The organism is Kitasatospora sp. CM 4170, assembly GCF_032110285.1.
Taxonomy (GTDB): domain Bacteria; phylum Actinomycetota; class Actinomycetes; order Streptomycetales; family Streptomycetaceae; genus Kitasatospora; species Kitasatospora aburaviensis.
The window spans coordinates 771922-787586 of record NZ_CP134877.1 but is presented as its reverse complement, the minus strand read 5'-3'; the positions used below and the strand labels follow the sequence as shown (position 1 = coordinate 787586).

The following is a 15665-nucleotide window of genomic DNA, read 5'->3' as shown; positions in this document are numbered from 1 at the left end:
GTGGGTGAATCCCGGATTCCGAGGGGGAATGCTTCCGCCCGCCCGGCTGTGCGCTGCTCCGGTGTGCGCAGTGCCCGGGTTACCTGTCATACGTATGCGTAGAGAGGATGGAGCATCATGCCGCCCGTAGTACCGCCCTTCCTGGTCGGCCTCGTCGTCGCACCACTGGCCAAACGTGTCCTCAAGCCGCTGGTGCGCGGCGTCGTCAAGACGTCCGTCGGCCTTGCGCTGGAGGTGAAGAAGGCGGCCCAGGAGGCCGGGGAGAACATCCATGACCTCGCGGCCGAGGTGGCCGCCGACATGAGGGCGGCGCAGGTCGCCGCCGGTGACACCCGGGCCCGTTCGGGCGACGGCCGACTGACCGCCGCCGGGAACGGCGTCCAGCACGGTGAGACGGCCGAGGCCGCGCGCCCGGCCGAGGCCGCACCTTCGTCCGAGGCTGCGCGTCCGGCCGAGGCCGCCGGTCGGCCCGAGAGCGGGTCGAGGGGGCCGAGGATCCGCGCGACCGCCGCCGTCGGCAAGGCGCACTGACGGTTCTTCCGGCGTTCCGGCCGCCGCCCGGGTGAATTTCCGAGCGTGCTCGGAGAAATGAGCTCGGGTGGCGGCCGGCCGAAGTGCAGCGGCTGCACTGTCGGCCCTTTCGCCGTTTTCGCCCGGTCGTGCGACTGGCTCGTATCCGCGACAGTTCTCGCGACCTTGGCAGAACAGCTGATCGTGCACGTTCCATCGCCGGGATGGCTCCCGGCCTCCGTTACGCGGTGACCCGGGCGACGAAGGCCGCGAGGTTGACCTCGGTGCGCCGGATCTTCTCCTCGACGGTGAGCGACTCGTGCAACCGGGTGCCGATCTCCCGCTTGCCGCGCACGTAGAGCGAGCAGGCGAGGTCGGAGCAGATGTACGCGCCGACGGAGTTGCCCTGCTTGCCGGCCTTCCCGGCCCGGGGGGCGACCAGCAGTGAGACGCCCCCGGTGTGGGTGGTCACGCAGAGCGAGCAGATGCTGCGCCGGGCCTGCCAGGCGGCGGCGCCGGAGGAGCGCAGTGCGACCGCGACCGTACGGCCGTCCAGCTCGGTCGCGAGGTAGGCGCGGTCGGGCGCCTGCGGGTCCCGCCAGCCGAGGAAGTCCAGGTCGTCCCAGGGGAGTTCGGCCAGATCGCGGGGTACGTGCAGGCGCGTCGCCTCGCCCTTGGTGCAGTTCACGAAGGCGGAACGGATCTCTTGCTCGGTCAGGATCTTCATAGGAGGCAACGTAAATTACCTAGGGGCATTAGGCAAATGTATTATGGCCTCAGGCGATCGGAGGGAAGGGCATGGCGCGCGTAGGGCTGAACACGGAACGACTCACCAGGGCGGGGGCGGAGCTGGCCGACGAGGTCGGCTTCGACAAGGTGACGGTCTCCGCGCTGGCGCGGCGCTTCGGCGTCAAGGACGCGAGCCTCTACTCGCACGTCAAGAACTCGCAGGACCTCAAGACGAGGATCGCCCTGCTCGCCCTGGAGGAACTCGCCGACCGCGTCGCCGCGGCCCTGGCCGGGCGCGCCGGCAAGGACGCCCTGACCGCCTTCGCCAACGCCTACCGCGACTACGCCCGCGAACACCCCGGCCGCTACGCCGCCGCGCAGCTCCGGCTCGAACCGGAGGTGGCGCGCGCCGGCGCCGGCGTCCGGCACGCGCAGATGACCCGCGCGATCCTGCGCGGCTACGACCTCGCGGAGCCGGACGAGACCGACGCCGTCCGCCTGCTCGGCAGCACCTTCCACGGCTACGTGGCGCTGGAGCGCGGGGGGAGCTTCCAGCACACCCCGCGCGACACCGAGGACACCTGGTCGCGCATCCTGGACGCCCTCGACGCCCTGCTGCGCACCTGGCCGAAGGCCTGACCGCGGCGGTGCCGGCGGGCGGACCCCGGCGGGCGGTGGCCGGAAGCCCGCCCCGGACGGCTCCGCGCCCGGGGCCGGCCGCGGAAATCGGTTGGCGCGCACCGTGCGGCGGCGGGATGCTGCGAGTGGCGGGACGTCGCGGGCGTTCGGCTCGACGGACCTGCCCGTTCCGTGTCCCATCTGACCGGCTGACCGGGCGGCTGACCGGGCGGCTGATCGGCTGACCGACCGGCCGACCGGGCGGCTGACCGGTGAGGGAGTGGCGATGGCTGCCGACACATTCGAGGGGCCCGAGGTCCGCGCCGCGGTCGGGGTGGTGCGCGGTACCCGGGAGGCGGGAGTGTCGGTCTTCCGCGGCATCCCGTTCGCCGAGCCGCCGGTCGGCGCACTGCGGTTCGCTGCGCCGAGGCCGGTGCGGGGATGGGCGGGGGTGCGGTCGGCGGTGTCGTACGGACCGCCGCCCGTCCAGGGCGGTGCGCTGGGCATGGCCGCCAGGTCGTCGGCCGAGCCGGGCGACGACTGGCTGACGGTCAACGTCTGGTCGCCCGAGCCGGGCCCGGGCGCGGGGCTGCCGGTGATGGTCTGGATCCAGGGCGGCGCCTACACGGTCGGCATGTCCGGCCTTCCCGAGTACGACGGCGCCCGCCTGGCGGGTGACGGCGGCGTCGTCGTGGTGACCTTCAACTACCGTGTGGGACTGGAGGGTTTCGGCCAGATCGAGGGCGCGCCCGCCAACCGGGGCCTGCTCGACCAGGTGACCGCCCTGGAGTGGGTCCGCGACAACATCAGGGCCTTCGGAGGCGATCCGGACCGCGTGACGGTCTTCGGTCAGTCCGCGGGCGGCGGATCGGTCGCCGCACTGCTCGCGATGCCGCGTGCGGCCGGGCTGTTCCGGCGGGCCGTCGCGCAGAGCGTGCAGGGCACGTACTTCTCGCCGGAACTCGCCGCCGACATCGCCGCCGCCTGCGCCGCCGAGCTGGGTCTGCGGCCGACGGTGGCCGACCTGTCCGCGGTTGCACCGGCCGAGCTGTCGGCCGCCGCCGACCTGGTCGGCAGCAGGTCGGTCCAGTGGGAACGGCGCTGGGGCGGCCGGCTCACGCAGCGGTCGATCCTGTTCTCGCCGGTGGTCGAGGGCGACGTGCTGCCGGTGACGCCCTGGCAGGCCCTCGCCGACGGCGCCGGACGGGACGTCGACCTCCTGGTCGGTCACACCCGCGACGAACAGCGGCTGCTCACCGTGCTCGACGGCCTGCTCGGCCAGGTGACGCCCGAGCAGGCGGCGACCGCCCTGGACGTCTTCGCTCCCGGACCGCACGGCGGCCGCCGCTACCGCGACGGCTTCCCGGCCGCGGGCCCGGACGAGCTGTACGAACTGGTGCAGTCCGACTGGCTGTTCCGCATGCCGAGCCTCCACCTCGCCCGGGCCCGGGCCGCCGGCGGTGGTCGAGCCCACGTCTACGAGCTGACCTGGCCCGCCCCGGGGATGGACGGCGTCTTCGGCGCCTGCCACGGCCTCGACGTCCCGCTCGTCTTCGGCAACCTGGACCGCGGCCAGCCCGCCGCGCTGATCGGCGAGAGCCCTTCCCCGGAGGCGGTGACGCTGTCCGCCCGGATGCGCGCCGCGTGGACGGCGTTCGCCGCCGACGGTGACCCCGGCTGGCCGGCGTACGACGGTGAGCGGCGACTGGTGCGGCTCTTCGACGCCCACCCGACCGTCGCCGTCTATCCGGAGGAGACCTCCCGCCTGATCTGGCAGGACCACACCTTCCCCGTGTTGACGCTGATGGGTCGGTAGGGGTCCCCGGTGTGCCGCCGACCCGCCGGCCGACCCACCGGCTGTTTGGGCGCCCTGCCGGTCGGCTGTGGCCACCGGCCGACAGCCGACCGGCCCGGCCCTTGACCCGGTCTACCGGAGCGGGAAGTCCACCCCGGACTCGTCCGCCGGGCGGGGGCCGTGGATGCGGCGCTCGGCCGCGGTGATGGCGACGTCGTTGATGCTCGCCTCGCGCCGCCGCATGAGGCCGTCCTCGTCGAACTCCCACAGCTCATTGCCGTAGCTGCGCCACCACTGGCCGTCCGCGTCGTGCCACTCGTACTGGAAGCGGACGGCGATCCGGTTCCCGTCGAAGCTCCAGAGGCTCTTGCGCAGCGCGTAGTCCAGTTCGCGCTCCCACTTGCGGGTCAGGAAGGCGACGATCTCCTCGCGCCCGTTGACGAAGGCGTCCCGGTTCCGCCAGGCCGAGTCCGGCGTGTAGGCGAGGGCCACCCGCTCGGGGTCGCGGGAGTTCCAGGCGTCCTCGGCGGCCTGCACCTTCTGCAGGGCGGTCTCGTGCGTGAACGGCGGGAAGGGCGGGCGGGCTTCGGGCATGACGGCCTCCTGGTGTTGAGAACGTACGTTCTCGATCGCTTGCGCCTACGATAGGAAACGATCGTTCTCAACGTCAAGGAGACCCGCATGCCGGCCCCGATCACCGAGGAGCAGACCCGGCTGGACCGCACGGCCCTGCTCGACGCCGCCGAGCGGCTCTACTACGAGAAGGGCATCCAGGCCGTCGGCATGGACGAGGTCCGCACGGCCTCCGGCCTGCCGCTGAAGCGCATCTACCGGCTCTTCGCGGCGAAGGAGGACCTCGTGGTGGCGGTGCTCCAGCGGCGCGACGAGCGGTGGCGCGGCCGGCTGGCCGCCCACGTCGAGCAGGTCGGCGACCCGCGCGAGCGGGTGCTCGCGGTCTTCGACTGGCTCGCCGGGTGGTTCGCGGAGCCCGGCTTCCGCGGCTGCGCCTGGATCAACGCCTTCGGCGAACTGGCGCCGTCGTCCGAGGCGGTGCTGGCCGAGGTCCGTTCGCACAAGCAGGCGTTCCACGACCAGATCGCAGGCTGGGTCCACGCCACCGGGCTGCCGGTCGTCGAACCGGTCCACCTGCTCGCCGAGGGCGCCATCGTGACGGCCGCCATCACCGGCGACCCGACCCCGGCCACCCACGCCCGCGCAGCCGCCGCCACCCTCCTGGCCACCCCCTGACCCGGGCCGCTCCCCGGCGGGTCCGTGCCGCTGCGGGAGGCCCGGCCGCGCTCGGCGGCCGCCCGGCGGAGCGGTCGGGGTGGCGGTGTCGCAGATGTGGCGTCTGTGCCACGCAGGAGTGGGTGCCCCGGCTCCCGGGGACGCCGCGGCGGGTGGGAGGTGGGGCGGTTGTGCGCGGGTGGAGGTCGGGCCGGGGTCAGGAGACCAGGTCGCTCGGGCGGATCCGGTAGACCTGCAGGTTGAGGCCGTAGTACTTGGTGGTCTCGCCCACCCACTCCATGCCGAGCCGCCGTGCCATGGCGATGGCCCGGGTGTTGGTCGGCCGCGCGACGGCGAAGAGCTCCTCGGCGTCCTGCGTGAACGCCCAGGCGATCAACGCGCGCCCGGCCTCCGTCGCGTAGCCCTTGCCCCACGCGTCGGGAGCCAGCTGCCAGCTCATCTCCAGATCGTCCTCGAACGGCGGCAGCAGCCGGATCCCGAGACCGCCGACGACCGCGCCGTCCTCCTTGCGCTCCACGGCCCAGCGCCCACGGGGCGGCGGCAGGTTCGGCTGCGCTTCCTGCCAGGCCTGGAGGACGGACCGCATCGCGGCGACGTCCCCGACCCGGTCCATGACCGGGGTCAGCCAGCGGGCCACGTCCGGCGAGCCGTAGATCGCCAGCGCCTGCTCGGCGTCGTCGACGGACCAGTTCCGGACGATGAGCCGGTCGGTGGTCAGCGAGACGTCCATGGTCCGCACCTCCTCGCACTCCCTGCTGGTCATCATGCCCTCGGCCGTCCGTGCCTGCGAGAGGAGGCGACCGGAACGGGGCCGTCGGTTGCGGGCCGGCCCGGTGCGCGCCGCGACACGCTGTGGCCGGGCCGCCCTCCGTGGCGACGGAGCGTGACCGGGCGCGCTGCTCCGCCCCGACGCCGCCGACCCGGCGTGGATGACAGCGCCGCGCGGAGTGGTTGTTCGATCGGAGTGGTTGTTCCCGGGGACACCCGCCGTACGCGGCTCGCCCGCCCGACCGGGCGGTGTCGCGCCCGGGGCCCCGGCGACGAGGGCCGCTGCCCCGGGGCGGGCGGCTCGTTGGAGTGGGCATGGTCGGTGATGGCGACGACGGCGCGGCCAGGGCGCCGATGGTGTGGGCACTCGCGGTGCGCGAGGCCACGGACGGGCTGCCCTTCGCGGAGGTGATCGTGGAGGTGGGCCCCCGCCTGCACGGCGAGCTGCTGGAGAACGTCGTGGACAGCGGCTTCCTGCTCGCGGCGGGTGATCCGCCGGTCACCACCGCCGTGGTGGAGGTGCGCGGACCGTTGCTGGCCCGCCTGGTGCTGGTGGGCGGCCGACAGATCTGGGAGCCCGCCTCCCCGGTGGTGGCCTCCCCGGGCTGGCTGGCGGCCGCCGCGGAGCGGCAGGAGGTGGCCGTGATCGTCGTGCCGCCGGGGACGTGGCCGCCCGGGCTGATGACCCTGCCGCCGCAGGAGCGGATCGACGCCTTCACCCGGAGCCTGGAGGAGGCACGGGAGGACGGCCAGGCGCTCCACGGCGCGGCCCGTCTGGACATCGGCCCGGTGGAGGACTGACCGTGGCCGGCGGAGATCGCCACCGGCCGGTCCGGTCGCCACCGGCGGAACGCCAGGTCCGAATCCCGCCGGACTCGGGGCGCCCGGTGCCGCAGATTGGACGGTGCCGGGGGAGTGGACCTGACCGGTCCACCCCGTGCCCGCCCTCCCGCCGCCCGCCGTCCTCGTTCGAAGGAACACCCACCGTGATCACCGACCGAGCCGCCGACGCCTCCGCCGAGGCGCCCGTCGAGGCGTCTGCTGATGCGTCCGGCGGCCGTCCGGCCGAGTCCACGGCCGAGTCGACGGCCGTGCGCACCGCCGACCGCACCGCCGACCGCACCGCTGAGCCCGGTGCCCGCCACACCGCCGGCCGCCTGGCCGGGCGGACCGCCCAACGGCTCCGCCGCCGCGTCGACAGCACCGACTGGTCCGCCCTCGCCGGGGAGCTCGACGCCCACGGCTGCGCCCCCACCCCGCAACTCCTCACCCCCGCCGAGTGCGGCGAACTGGCCGCGCTCTTCGACGAACCGGCACGCTTCCGCACCACGGTCGACATGGCCCGCCACCGCTTCGGCTCCGGCCGCTACCGCTACTTCACCCACGAGTTGCCCGAGGCCGTCCGCGCGCTGCGCGAGGCCCTCTACCCGCACCTGCTGACCATCGCCCGCACGTGGGCCGACCGGCTCGGCCGCCCGGCACCTTGGCCGGACACCCTCGGCGAGTGGTTGGCGCGCTGCCACGCGGCGGGGCAGGACAAGGCGTCGCAGATCCTGCTGCGTTACCAGGCCGGGGACTGGAACGCGCTGCACCGGGACCTCTTCGGTGACCTGGTCTTCCCGCTGCAGGTGGTGATCGGCCTCGACCGGTACGGCCGGGACTACACCGGCGGGGAGTTCCTGCTGGTCGAGCAGCGCCCCCGGGCCCAGTCGCGCGGCACCGCCGCCGTCCTGGAACAGGGCCACGGGCTCGTCTTCACCACCCGTGACCGCCCGGTGCGCTCCGCCCGCGGCTGGTCGGCCGGGCCGGTCCGGCACGGCGTCAGCACCGTCCGGTCCGGGCGTCGCCACGCGCTCGGCCTCGTCTTCCACGACGCCTGAGGGCGGCGCCGGTGACCGCGACGACGGGCGAGGGCGGTACGGCTCCGGCCGCGCGGCCAGCTTACGGGGAGCATCCGCCGACCCGCCGCGACCGCCCGTACGCCCTGCTGGGCGCGGACGGGCGGCCGTACCGCAGTGAGACGCCCGGCACCCTCGCCGGCCACCGGCGCGGTCGGCTCTACGGGCGTCTCGACTGCCCGTCGGCCTGCCGGGCCATCGCCGCCGGAGGCTACGTCCGCCACCGGGTGTTCTTCGCCGACGAGCAGACGGCGATCGCCGCGGGCTACCGGCCGTGCGCGGTCTGCCTGCCCGCGGCGTACCGGCGGTGGAAGGCGTCGAGACAGCCCGAACATCCGCACCGAAGGAGACCGTCGTGACCGCCTCCCGCACCCCCTCCCGCACCCCGTTCACCGCTACCGCCGTCGGGAGTGACCGGGCCCGGTCGCCGCTGATCCGCGGCGCTGAAGCCACCGCCTACGGTCCGCTCCCGCCGCCGGCCCCGCACACCGGTGCCGAAGTGGCGGCACTCGTCGGTCTGCTCGTGGCGCAGCGGCCGCGGATCCGCACGGTCGTCCTCGGCCACAGCCGCGACGCCGCTTCCCGCGCCGCCGCCGAGGCCTTCGCCGAGGCCTGGGGAGAGCCGGAGGGCAGAGCGGGCCGGGGGGACCCGGAGGACCGGGAGGGCTCGGACGGCGGTGCAGTGCTGGCCGTCGTCGACTGGCCGGAGCAGGCGGCCTCGTGGCTGCGCGCCGCCCGGCGCCTGACCGCCCCGGCACCGGACGCCTGGGTGATCGCTGCCGCGCCGCTGGGCTGGGCCCAGCTGGCCCGTCGCCTGGCGCAGAGCACCGACTGGGCCCCGGTGCGGACCTTCGGCTTCGCCTCCCTGTCCGAACCGCGGGCCGTCGCCCTGGCGGGCCCCGACGTCCTGGACGGCGTGCGGGGCGCCGCCGCGGACGGGGGCACCTGGACGATCCGTGGTGGCTGGCTCACCACCGACCCGGCCGGCCCCGTGCTCCGGCGCTGACCGCCGGGGCGCGGGCACGGGAACCGACTGCCGTCCCTGCTCGGCGCCGGGTGCCCGACCTCAGCGGGTCGCGCCCGGCGGGACGCGCCCGAACGGGCCGGGGACCGGCGGCCCCGGCACCAGGGGGCCGCTGACGTGCTTGCTCTCGTCGTCGTCGTCGATCGATGCGGTGATCGAGCTGGCGCCCCACGACACGATGCCGAGGATGATGAAGACCACCAGGAGCCCACGCCCGCCACCGCTCAGCACCAGCGGCCGGGTCGCCGAGACGGGACCGCCCTCCGCCTCGCCCGGCTCGTCGCCGAACAGCCGCTTCGGGTAGGCCGGGGTGAGCATCAGCAGGTACGCCATGTACCGCATCCGGTAGCGCAGGATCGCCGCGGTCGACTCGAACAGCGGCTCCGGCATCCGCCCGAGCACCAGGACCACCACCCAGCTGATGAGCGCCACCATCCACCACCCCGCGAACACCACCCCCTGGATGATGGCCGCCGGGATGACCAGGATGAGCCGGAAGAACACGGCGAGCCGGTTGAGCTCACCGGGCCGCAGCTCGACCTGGACGGGGTACTCGGGGGTGCGGAACCGGAAGGGCGGGTAGCTGTCGTGGGTGAGCATCAGGTAGGTGGTCACCCGGGTCTCGTACGGCACGTAGCCGGAGAGGTAGTCCGCCGCGAACATCGGCAGCCGACCGAGGACGAGCGCTCCGAACCAGCCGATCACGGCGACGAAGAACGCCACCACGGACAGCACCCAGACCACGATGAACTGCGGGATCAGCAGCAGGATCCGGAACAGCACGGTCAACCGGTTCTGTTCCCCGGGCTTGGGCATGTCCAGCACCGGCAACCACTCGGTCGCGAAGGGTGGGGGTGCGGGGGGAGCCTGCCACATCCGGGCCTCCAGGTCTCGACACCAGGCGGGCGGCGGTCTCGCCGCGACCTGCTCCGAAGATCGCAGCCACCCGGCGGTTCCGCGCGCTGCACTGCGCCGGGCGGGCGACCCTGACCTGTCGGCGCACTGCGCCGATTCGGCTGCGCAGTGGTCGTGATCGGTCAAGAAGGTGGTTGGTTCGGCCAAGATTCCGCGCAGGGACGGCCAGTTGCGGGCATCGGGCCATGGCGCGGGGTGGAGCGGGGCAGGATCGCAACGACGTTGGGTGGTGTGGCCGCCCGCGCCGTGGAGCTGTCATGACTCGGCCATTCAGCGCTCATGCCATTCAGTGCCACCGATGGGGGTGCCCGGTTGCCAGCGTTCGACGACCCCGACCCCGATCTCGACCCCGGCCCCGATCTCGACCTCGACCTCGACCTCGCGCGGGGCTCCGGCCTCGACGGGCCCGACGGCCCCGACGATCGCGGTCTCGGCGGCAGGCTCACTCACAGCGGCCACGACGCGCCCGCCGACCACCACCGTGACCGCGGGGACCACTTCGACCGCGCCGACCACCTCGATCCCGCGCGCCTCGTCGAGGACGAGGACTTCACCGACGCCCCCGCCCGCGTCGACTACGCCGACCTCGGCGAGCTCGCCGACTTCGACGCCTTCCTCCGGCTCTCCGCCGAGCTGACCGGCTTCGACGAGGCCGAGCTGCGCGCGACCGGCATGGCGCACGAGCACCACCGGACGGTGCTGGCCCGCCGGGTCCGCGACGAGCACGGCCTGATCCACCTCTGGTACGTCGGTGCCTGGCCGGGCGAGGAACCGTCCTCGGCCCGCGCCTACGACCAGGGACTGATGTGGCGCACCTTTCACGGCTCCCCGCCCGGCACGGCCGCCCCCGGGTACGGCAGTTGGGCCGAGTCCCCGCGTGAAGGCGGCGACCGGTGAGCCCGCACTGGGACGCCGTCGTCGTCGGCGCCGGATTCGCCGGCTCGCTGGTCGCCGAGCGGCTCGGCGCGCAGGGCTGGCGGGTCCTCGTCCTGGAGGCCGGCCCGCCCGTACCCGGCGCCGCCGCCACCGCGAGCGCCTTCCGCGCCGGCGGTGCGCCGTTCTCGCCCTACCCGCACAGCCCGGACGCGCCGTCACCCGGCCCCGGTGACCTCACCGGCCACCCCGACGGCGGCTTCACCGCCACCGGCCACCTGACGCAGTACGGCCCCCTGCCGTACGCCAGCGGGTACCTGCGCGTCAACGGCGGCACCGGGATGCTCTGGACCGGTCTCACCCCGCGGATGCACCCCGAGGACTTCCGTACCGGTGACCTCGGCCACGGCCGCAACTGGCCGATCGGCTACGACGACCTCGAACCGTACTACCGGCAGGCCGAGCAGGAGCTGGGCGTCGCCGCCGACGCCGACCAGCAGCGCGCGGCCGTCGGCCTGCCCCTCCCGGCGGGGTACGCCTTCCCGATGCGCGCCATCGCACCGAGCCACCTCGACCGTCAGGTGGCCCGTGCCCTCGACGGCCGCACCGTTCGCGATCCCGCACAGGCGGAGGAGGCCCGGCTCGCCGTCGTCGCCACGCCACACGCCCGCAACGGCCTGCCGACCCGGCCGGGCGGGCCGATCGGGCCGGCCGACGTGGCCGCTCCGACCGGCGCACCGTGCGCGGGCAGCGCCAGCTGCGTCCCGGTCTGCCCCACCGGCGCCAAGTACACCCCGCTGCGCACCCAGGCCCGCTGGGCGGCCACCGTCGAGCTGCGCACCGACGCCGTGGTCACCCGGGTGCTCGCGGACGGCGCCGGTCGGATCTCCGGCGTCGAGTTCCGGTCCGGCGGCGCCGCCCACCGGGTCTCGGTCGACCTGGTCGTCCTCGCCGCGCACGCGATCGAGAACGCCCGGCTGCTGCTGCTCTCGGGCCTGGCCAACCGGAGCGGCCAGGTGGGCCGCAACCTGATGGACCACCCGGCGCTGCTCACCTGGGGCCTGATGCCCCGACCCGTCGGCCCCTACCGCGGGCCGGGCTCGACCAGCGGGCTGGAGGCGTTCCGCTTCGGTCCGGCCCGTGCCCGCCGGGCCCCGTTCCGGATCGAGATCGGAAACTGGGGCTGGTCCTGGGCGGCCGGGCCGCCGCAGGTCGAGGTCGCGGCGTTGCTCGCCGCCGGGATCCGGGGGAAGGAGCTGCGGGACCGGCTGGGCGACCGGCTCGGGCGGCAGTTCTCGCTCCAGTTCGAGCTGGAGCAGCCCGCCGACCCCGCCAACCGGGTCGTCCTCGACCACGACCGGCCCGACCCGCTCGGCCTGCCGAGCCCCGCCGTGCACTACGACCTCTCCGCGTACGTCCGGCGCGGCATGGCCTCCGCCCGGGCCGTCTCCGACCAGCTGTTCGACCTCCTCGGTGCGGAGGACCACACCCGCTACGAGGCCGGCCCGCGCTGGCCGGGCCGGCTGGAACACGACGGCCGCGCGTACGCCTACCGGGGCGCGGGCCACGCCGGCGGCACCCACCTCATGGGCGACGCACCGGGCACCTCCGTGGTCGACCAGTGGCAGCGCTGCTGGGACCACCCCAACCTCTACGCCGTCGGCTGCGGCTCGATGCCCTCGCTCGGCACCTCCAACCCCTCCCTCACCATGGCCGCGCTCGCCCTGCGGAGCGCCGACCGGATCCACCTCGACCTGCTCGCCCGCCACCGGCCGGCAGTCCTCGGCGCGGGGACCGGTCGGGCCGCCACCTCTTCCACGGAGTCCTGATGACCGCTCTTCCGCTCCCGCCCGTGCCGGAGCCGTACCACCTGCCGTTCCACTACGGCGCCCTGCACAACGTCGGCGTGGACTACCTCGTCGCGCCGGGCCCGGTGCGCGAGCTGCTGGCCAAACGCCACCCCGGACTGGAGGCCGCCGACTTCGACGGGAGGGCCTGCGTCTCGCTGAACTACCAGCTCTACTTCGCGCAGTACCCCGGTGGCGGCGGCATCACCCAGGAGGTGGAGCTCAACGTCATCGCCCACCCGGCCTTCGCCGAGGACCGCCTGCCCGCGATCAACTACGGCCAGTACGCCCGGGGTTACGACCAGACGAAGCTGCTCGGCATCGCCAGGATGCACGTGCTCTGCGACAACCCGCTCGCCATCGACGCCGGCACCCGGCTCTACGCCGAGCCCAAGCACCCCGGCTGGTTCGAGGTCGAGCTGCCCTCGCCCAACGCGGCGTCCGTACGCGAGCACTGGTCGTTCACCTGCCGTCGGGCCACGCTGGGGCCGGACGGCCTGCGTCGCCACGACGACCCGGTCCTCACCGTCGAGGCCGATCTGGCCGGCCTCACCCCGGAGCCCGTCGACAGCACTCCGATCACCGGCTACGGCACCGACGACGAGGGCCGACTGCTCGCGGGGCCGCTCAAGGTCCATGCCCCCTACCGCTTCTACGCCCTGGACGACCGCACCGCCGACCGGGTCGGACTCACCGTGGGCGCCCCGGCGTCCGGACCGGCCTCCGGCGCCGCCCGGGACTTGGCGCGTCTCGTGGGCGACGCCCCTGCGGCCGGGGTCTGGACCTACCAGTCCGCGCCGGTGGCCGCCCACCACCGCCCGTACTACGTCCGCTGACTCGGGCCCGACGCGTCGGACGGACCGGGCCGTCCCCAGCGTTTGCGCTGCCTGAGCCGCGTGACCGCCCGGGGCCGGACGGGCCGGACGGGCCGGACGGGCCGGACGGGCCGGACAGGGCCTACCCGGGAGCCTCCCCTCCGTCGCGACAGGCGTCGGCGTCCGGGGCGCGGGACCAGTGGGTGGTGAGGAACGTCCCGGCGATCAACTGGAGTTGGTGGTAGGCCATCAGCGGCAGGACCAGGGCACCGGCCTCCGGGCCGAACAGGACGGTGGCCATCGGCAGGCCGTTGGCCAGGCTCTTCTGCGATCCGCAGAGGACGGCTGCGATCGCCGATCCCCGGTCGAGGCCCAGGAGGTGGGCGCCCAGCCGGGCGAAGGTGACGGCGACGGCGAGCAGGGCGAGCAGGACGGCCAGCAACCCGAGCAGCGCGCCGGGTGTCGTCGTGCTCCACAAGCCCTGGGCCACCGCCGCGCTGAAGGCGGTGTAGACGACGAGCAGGATCGAGCCCCGGTCCACCGGGGTCAGGAGGCGTTTGTGGCGGGTGAGGAACCCTCCGATCCAGGGCCGCAGTAGCTGGCCGAGGAGGAAGGGGGCGAGCAACTGCAGGGTGATCCGGGCCAGGCCGTCGGCGGAGAGGGCGGCCTGCGCGCCCAGCAGCCAGGCGGCCAGCAGCGGGGTCAGGACGAGCCCGGCGAGGCTGGAGTACGTCCCGGCGCAGATCGCGGCCGGCACGTCGCCCCGGGCCGCACCGGTCAGGGCCACTGCGGACTGGACCGTGGACGGTACCAGGCAGAGGAACAGCACACCGGTCTGCAGCTGCGGTGTCAGAGGATCGGGCGTCAGGACGGCGGTGGCCAGCCCGAACACCGGGAAGAGGACGAACGTGCAGGTGAGGACGAGCCCGTGGAGCCGCGCCCGGCGGAGCCCGGCCAGCGTCTCGCGGGTGGAGAGCCGGGCCCCGTAGAGGAAGAACAGCAGGCCGACCGCGAGGTCGCAGGCGACCTCGGCGGCGCGGACCACCCGGCCGGTGGCGGGCAGCAGCGCGGCGAGCAGAACCGTTCCGGCCAGCGCCGCCACGTACGGATCGAGCCAGCGCCGCCCCCGGGACGGGTGGAGCGCCGAACGCAGGCCGGACCAGCCCCGCAGGGGAAGTGCGAGCCGTCGGGGCTGCCCCCGCGGCCCCGGCCGGTGGGGACCGCCGGTCTCCGTGGGTAGCTCCCGCACGGCCGGCGGAGCCCGGTGTCCGGTGCCGCCGCTCATCGCCGGCCTCCTTCCGGCGGTCCGGTGGCACCGGTCGGGGTCGTGCCGTGCAGGTCTCCCACCAGTGCGCCGGTGCCGTCGTGGTCACTGCCCGCGGTGCCCTGCCCGTTCTGCTGATTGGCCGTCCGGTCGATCTCCAGCAGTGAGTCCAGCCGGACCAGCGAGGCCGTGCCGAGCAGCGGTCCCGCCTGGACCGGGGCGTTGCCGCGGGAGTTGTCGATCACGGTGACCAGGCTGCCGCCCTCCGCGGCTGCCGCCGTGGCGGCGCCGAGCAGCGACCAGCCGAGGAGCAGCCCGACGGCCACTGCTGCCCACCGCCCGGTCCGACCGCCTCGTACGGCCGAACCGCCCGGTCCGGCCGGCACCGGCCTCATGCGCGTACCGCCTCGCGCAGGAGCGGCCGGGCGATGTTCCGTTCCAGCAGCTCGGTGGACTCCCGGACGCCGATCGGCCGACTCCCGCCGGCAGGCGCCGGCAGCCGGCCGTCGGCGACCTTCAGCCCGGCCAGCGCCTCGTCCATCGCGTGATGGGCCGCGAACAGGCAGGGCGTGCTGTAGATGGCGACGTCGACGCCGAGCTCGGCCAGCTCCGAGAGCGACAATCGCGGCGACTTGCCGCCCGCGATCTGGTTGAACAGCAGCGGCTTGCCGCCCACCACCTTGCGGATGCGCCGGATCCACTCCTCGCTGCGCACGCCGTCCACCAGGACGACGTCCGCGTCGGTGTCGGCCAGCGCCTCGGCCCGGCGCAGGATGTCCTCCTCCTCGGTGGCGTCCGTCCGGGCGACGACCACCAGGTCTGTGCGGTTGGCGAGGACCTGGTTCAGCTTCTCCAGGTACTCGTCGAGCGGGAGCACCTGCTTGCCGTCGGCGTGGCCGCACCGGCGCGGGCGCTTCTGGTCCTCCAGGATCACGCCGGAGGCGCCGATCCGCTCCAGCCGGCGGACGACGTGGCAGGCCACCTCGGCGTCGACGTAGCCGTCGTCGATGTCGACGAGGAGGTGGTGGCCGGAGAAGGCGCCGCGCAGCCGCTCGACGAAGGCGACCATGTCGGGCCAGGCGATGAATCCGATGTCGGGCAGGCCGTAGTAGGACGCCGCGAAGCCGAAGCCGGAGACGAACATGCCGTGGTAGTGCCCCGCCGCGATGGACGCCGAGTACATGTCGTAGACGCCGATGAGGGGCGTCGTCCCGGGGGCTGCGATCTCCTCCCGGAGCCGCTGTCCGTAGCCGACGCCCGGTTCCGTCCGTCCGTGAAGCAACGCCTTCTCCTTCTTCCCGAAAGGGTGGGACTTTGCCTCGATTTGGCCATTTACAGGGCCAACTGAGGTGCTATCACTA

General features: G+C 74.3%; 18 protein-coding genes. 11 read left to right on the top strand and 7 right to left on the bottom strand.

All coding sequences use genetic code 11. The annotated features are described in order from the left end of the window. Positions 1 to 117 precede the first annotated feature (117 nt). Complete coding sequence (locus RMN57_RS03535) at positions 118 to 531, top strand: DUF5132 domain-containing protein (protein WP_313761874.1); 414 nt, start codon at positions 118 to 120, stop codon at positions 529 to 531. 220 nt (positions 532 to 751) lie between these two features. Here RMN57_RS03535 and RMN57_RS03530 read toward each other — a convergent pair whose 3' ends face one another. Continuing rightward, positions 752 to 1237, bottom strand: a complete 486-nt coding sequence (locus tag RMN57_RS03530; RefSeq protein WP_313761873.1) for an FBP domain-containing protein — start codon at positions 1235 to 1237, stop codon at positions 752 to 754. A 71-nt stretch (positions 1238 to 1308) separates the two neighbouring features. Here RMN57_RS03530 and RMN57_RS03525 point away from each other — a divergent pair, with 71 nt between their 5' ends. Both RMN57_RS03525 and RMN57_RS03520 read left to right on the top strand, forming a co-directional pair. Beyond that, positions 1309 to 1878 (top strand): WHG domain-containing protein, encoded by a 570-nt coding sequence (locus RMN57_RS03525; RefSeq protein ID WP_313761872.1) that lies wholly within the window; start codon positions 1309 to 1311, stop codon positions 1876 to 1878. Positions 1879 to 2143: 265 nt separating this feature from the next. Further along, on the top strand, positions 2144 to 3673 hold the full coding sequence (locus RMN57_RS03520; protein WP_313761871.1) for a carboxylesterase family protein: 1530 nt from the start codon (positions 2144 to 2146) through the stop codon (positions 3671 to 3673). A gap of 111 nt (positions 3674 to 3784) precedes the next feature. Here the strand turns inward: RMN57_RS03520 and RMN57_RS03515 are convergent, their stop codons facing one another. Then, positions 3785 to 4246 carry a nuclear transport factor 2 family protein gene (locus tag RMN57_RS03515; RefSeq protein WP_313761870.1) on the bottom strand — a complete coding sequence of 154 codons (462 nt, stop codon included), beginning with the start codon at positions 4244 to 4246 and terminating at the stop codon, positions 3785 to 3787. Between the two features lie 87 nt (positions 4247 to 4333). Between RMN57_RS03515 and RMN57_RS03510 the strand changes: the two genes are divergently transcribed. After that, positions 4334 to 4900: a TetR/AcrR family transcriptional regulator gene (locus RMN57_RS03510; RefSeq protein WP_313761869.1), complete on the top strand. Its 567-nt coding sequence runs from the start codon at positions 4334 to 4336 to the stop codon at positions 4898 to 4900. A gap of 196 nt (positions 4901 to 5096) precedes the next feature. Here RMN57_RS03510 and RMN57_RS03505 read toward each other — a convergent pair whose 3' ends face one another. After that, on the bottom strand, positions 5097 to 5666 hold the full coding sequence (locus tag RMN57_RS03505) for a GNAT family N-acetyltransferase (RefSeq protein ID WP_313761868.1): 570 nt from the start codon (positions 5664 to 5666) through the stop codon (positions 5097 to 5099). Between the two features lie 317 nt (positions 5667 to 5983). Here RMN57_RS03505 and RMN57_RS03500 point away from each other — a divergent pair, with 317 nt between their 5' ends. The 4 genes from RMN57_RS03500 to RMN57_RS03485 all read left to right on the top strand — a co-directional run bounded on the left by RMN57_RS03500 (position 5984) and on the right by RMN57_RS03485 (position 8572). Next, entirely contained in the window at positions 5984 to 6469 is a 486-nt protein-coding gene (locus tag RMN57_RS03500; protein WP_313761867.1) for a hypothetical protein, read from the top strand. Between the two features lie 356 nt (positions 6470 to 6825). Beyond that, positions 6826 to 7548, top strand: a complete 723-nt coding sequence (locus RMN57_RS03495) for a 2OG-Fe(II) oxygenase (RefSeq protein ID WP_313767703.1) — start codon at positions 6826 to 6828, stop codon at positions 7546 to 7548. 11 nt (positions 7549 to 7559) lie between these two features. Further along, positions 7560 to 7925, top strand: coding sequence for a metal-binding protein (locus RMN57_RS03490; protein WP_313761866.1), 366 nt, complete (start codon positions 7560 to 7562; stop codon positions 7923 to 7925). Then, positions 7922 to 8572, top strand: a complete 651-nt coding sequence (locus RMN57_RS03485) for a hypothetical protein (RefSeq protein ID WP_313761865.1) — start codon at positions 7922 to 7924, stop codon at positions 8570 to 8572. The genes RMN57_RS03490 and RMN57_RS03485 overlap by 4 nt, the downstream gene beginning before the upstream one ends. Positions 8573 to 8632: 60 nt before the next feature. On the opposite strand, the gene RMN57_RS03480 is transcribed toward RMN57_RS03485, so the two are convergent. After that, on the bottom strand, positions 8633 to 9466 hold the full coding sequence (locus RMN57_RS03480; RefSeq protein WP_313761864.1) for a DUF4389 domain-containing protein: 834 nt from the start codon (positions 9464 to 9466) through the stop codon (positions 8633 to 8635). Between the two features lie 351 nt (positions 9467 to 9817). Here RMN57_RS03480 and RMN57_RS03475 point away from each other — a divergent pair, with 351 nt between their 5' ends. The 3 genes from RMN57_RS03475 to RMN57_RS03465 are packed head-to-tail and all read left to right on the top strand — an operon-like array spanning position 9818 to position 13061. After that, positions 9818 to 10402: a hypothetical protein gene (locus RMN57_RS03475; RefSeq protein ID WP_313761863.1), complete on the top strand. Its 585-nt coding sequence runs from the start codon at positions 9818 to 9820 to the stop codon at positions 10400 to 10402. Continuing rightward, the gene (locus RMN57_RS03470; RefSeq protein WP_313761862.1) at positions 10399 to 12207 is read left to right on the top strand and encodes a GMC family oxidoreductase; all 1809 of its coding nucleotides are present in this window, start codon (positions 10399 to 10401) and stop codon (positions 12205 to 12207) included. The genes RMN57_RS03475 and RMN57_RS03470 overlap by 4 nt, the downstream gene beginning before the upstream one ends. Then, positions 12207 to 13061: a hypothetical protein gene (locus tag RMN57_RS03465; protein WP_313761861.1), complete on the top strand. Its 855-nt coding sequence runs from the start codon at positions 12207 to 12209 to the stop codon at positions 13059 to 13061. The genes RMN57_RS03470 and RMN57_RS03465 overlap by 1 nt, the downstream gene beginning before the upstream one ends. 121 nt (positions 13062 to 13182) lie before the next feature. Here the strand turns inward: RMN57_RS03465 and RMN57_RS03460 are convergent, their stop codons facing one another. From RMN57_RS03460 to RMN57_RS03450, 3 genes are all read right to left on the bottom strand, one after another. Further along, positions 13183 to 14142, bottom strand: a complete 960-nt coding sequence (locus tag RMN57_RS03460; RefSeq protein ID WP_313761860.1) for a bile acid:sodium symporter family protein — start codon at positions 14140 to 14142, stop codon at positions 13183 to 13185. A 179-nt stretch (positions 14143 to 14321) separates the two neighbouring features. Continuing rightward, entirely contained in the window at positions 14322 to 14630 is a 309-nt protein-coding gene (locus tag RMN57_RS03455; RefSeq protein WP_313761859.1) for a hypothetical protein, read from the bottom strand. A 65-nt stretch (positions 14631 to 14695) separates the two neighbouring features. After that, positions 14696 to 15586 (bottom strand): isocitrate lyase/PEP mutase family protein, encoded by an 891-nt coding sequence (locus RMN57_RS03450; protein WP_313761858.1) that lies wholly within the window; start codon positions 15584 to 15586, stop codon positions 14696 to 14698. Positions 15587 to 15665 lie beyond the last annotated feature (79 nt).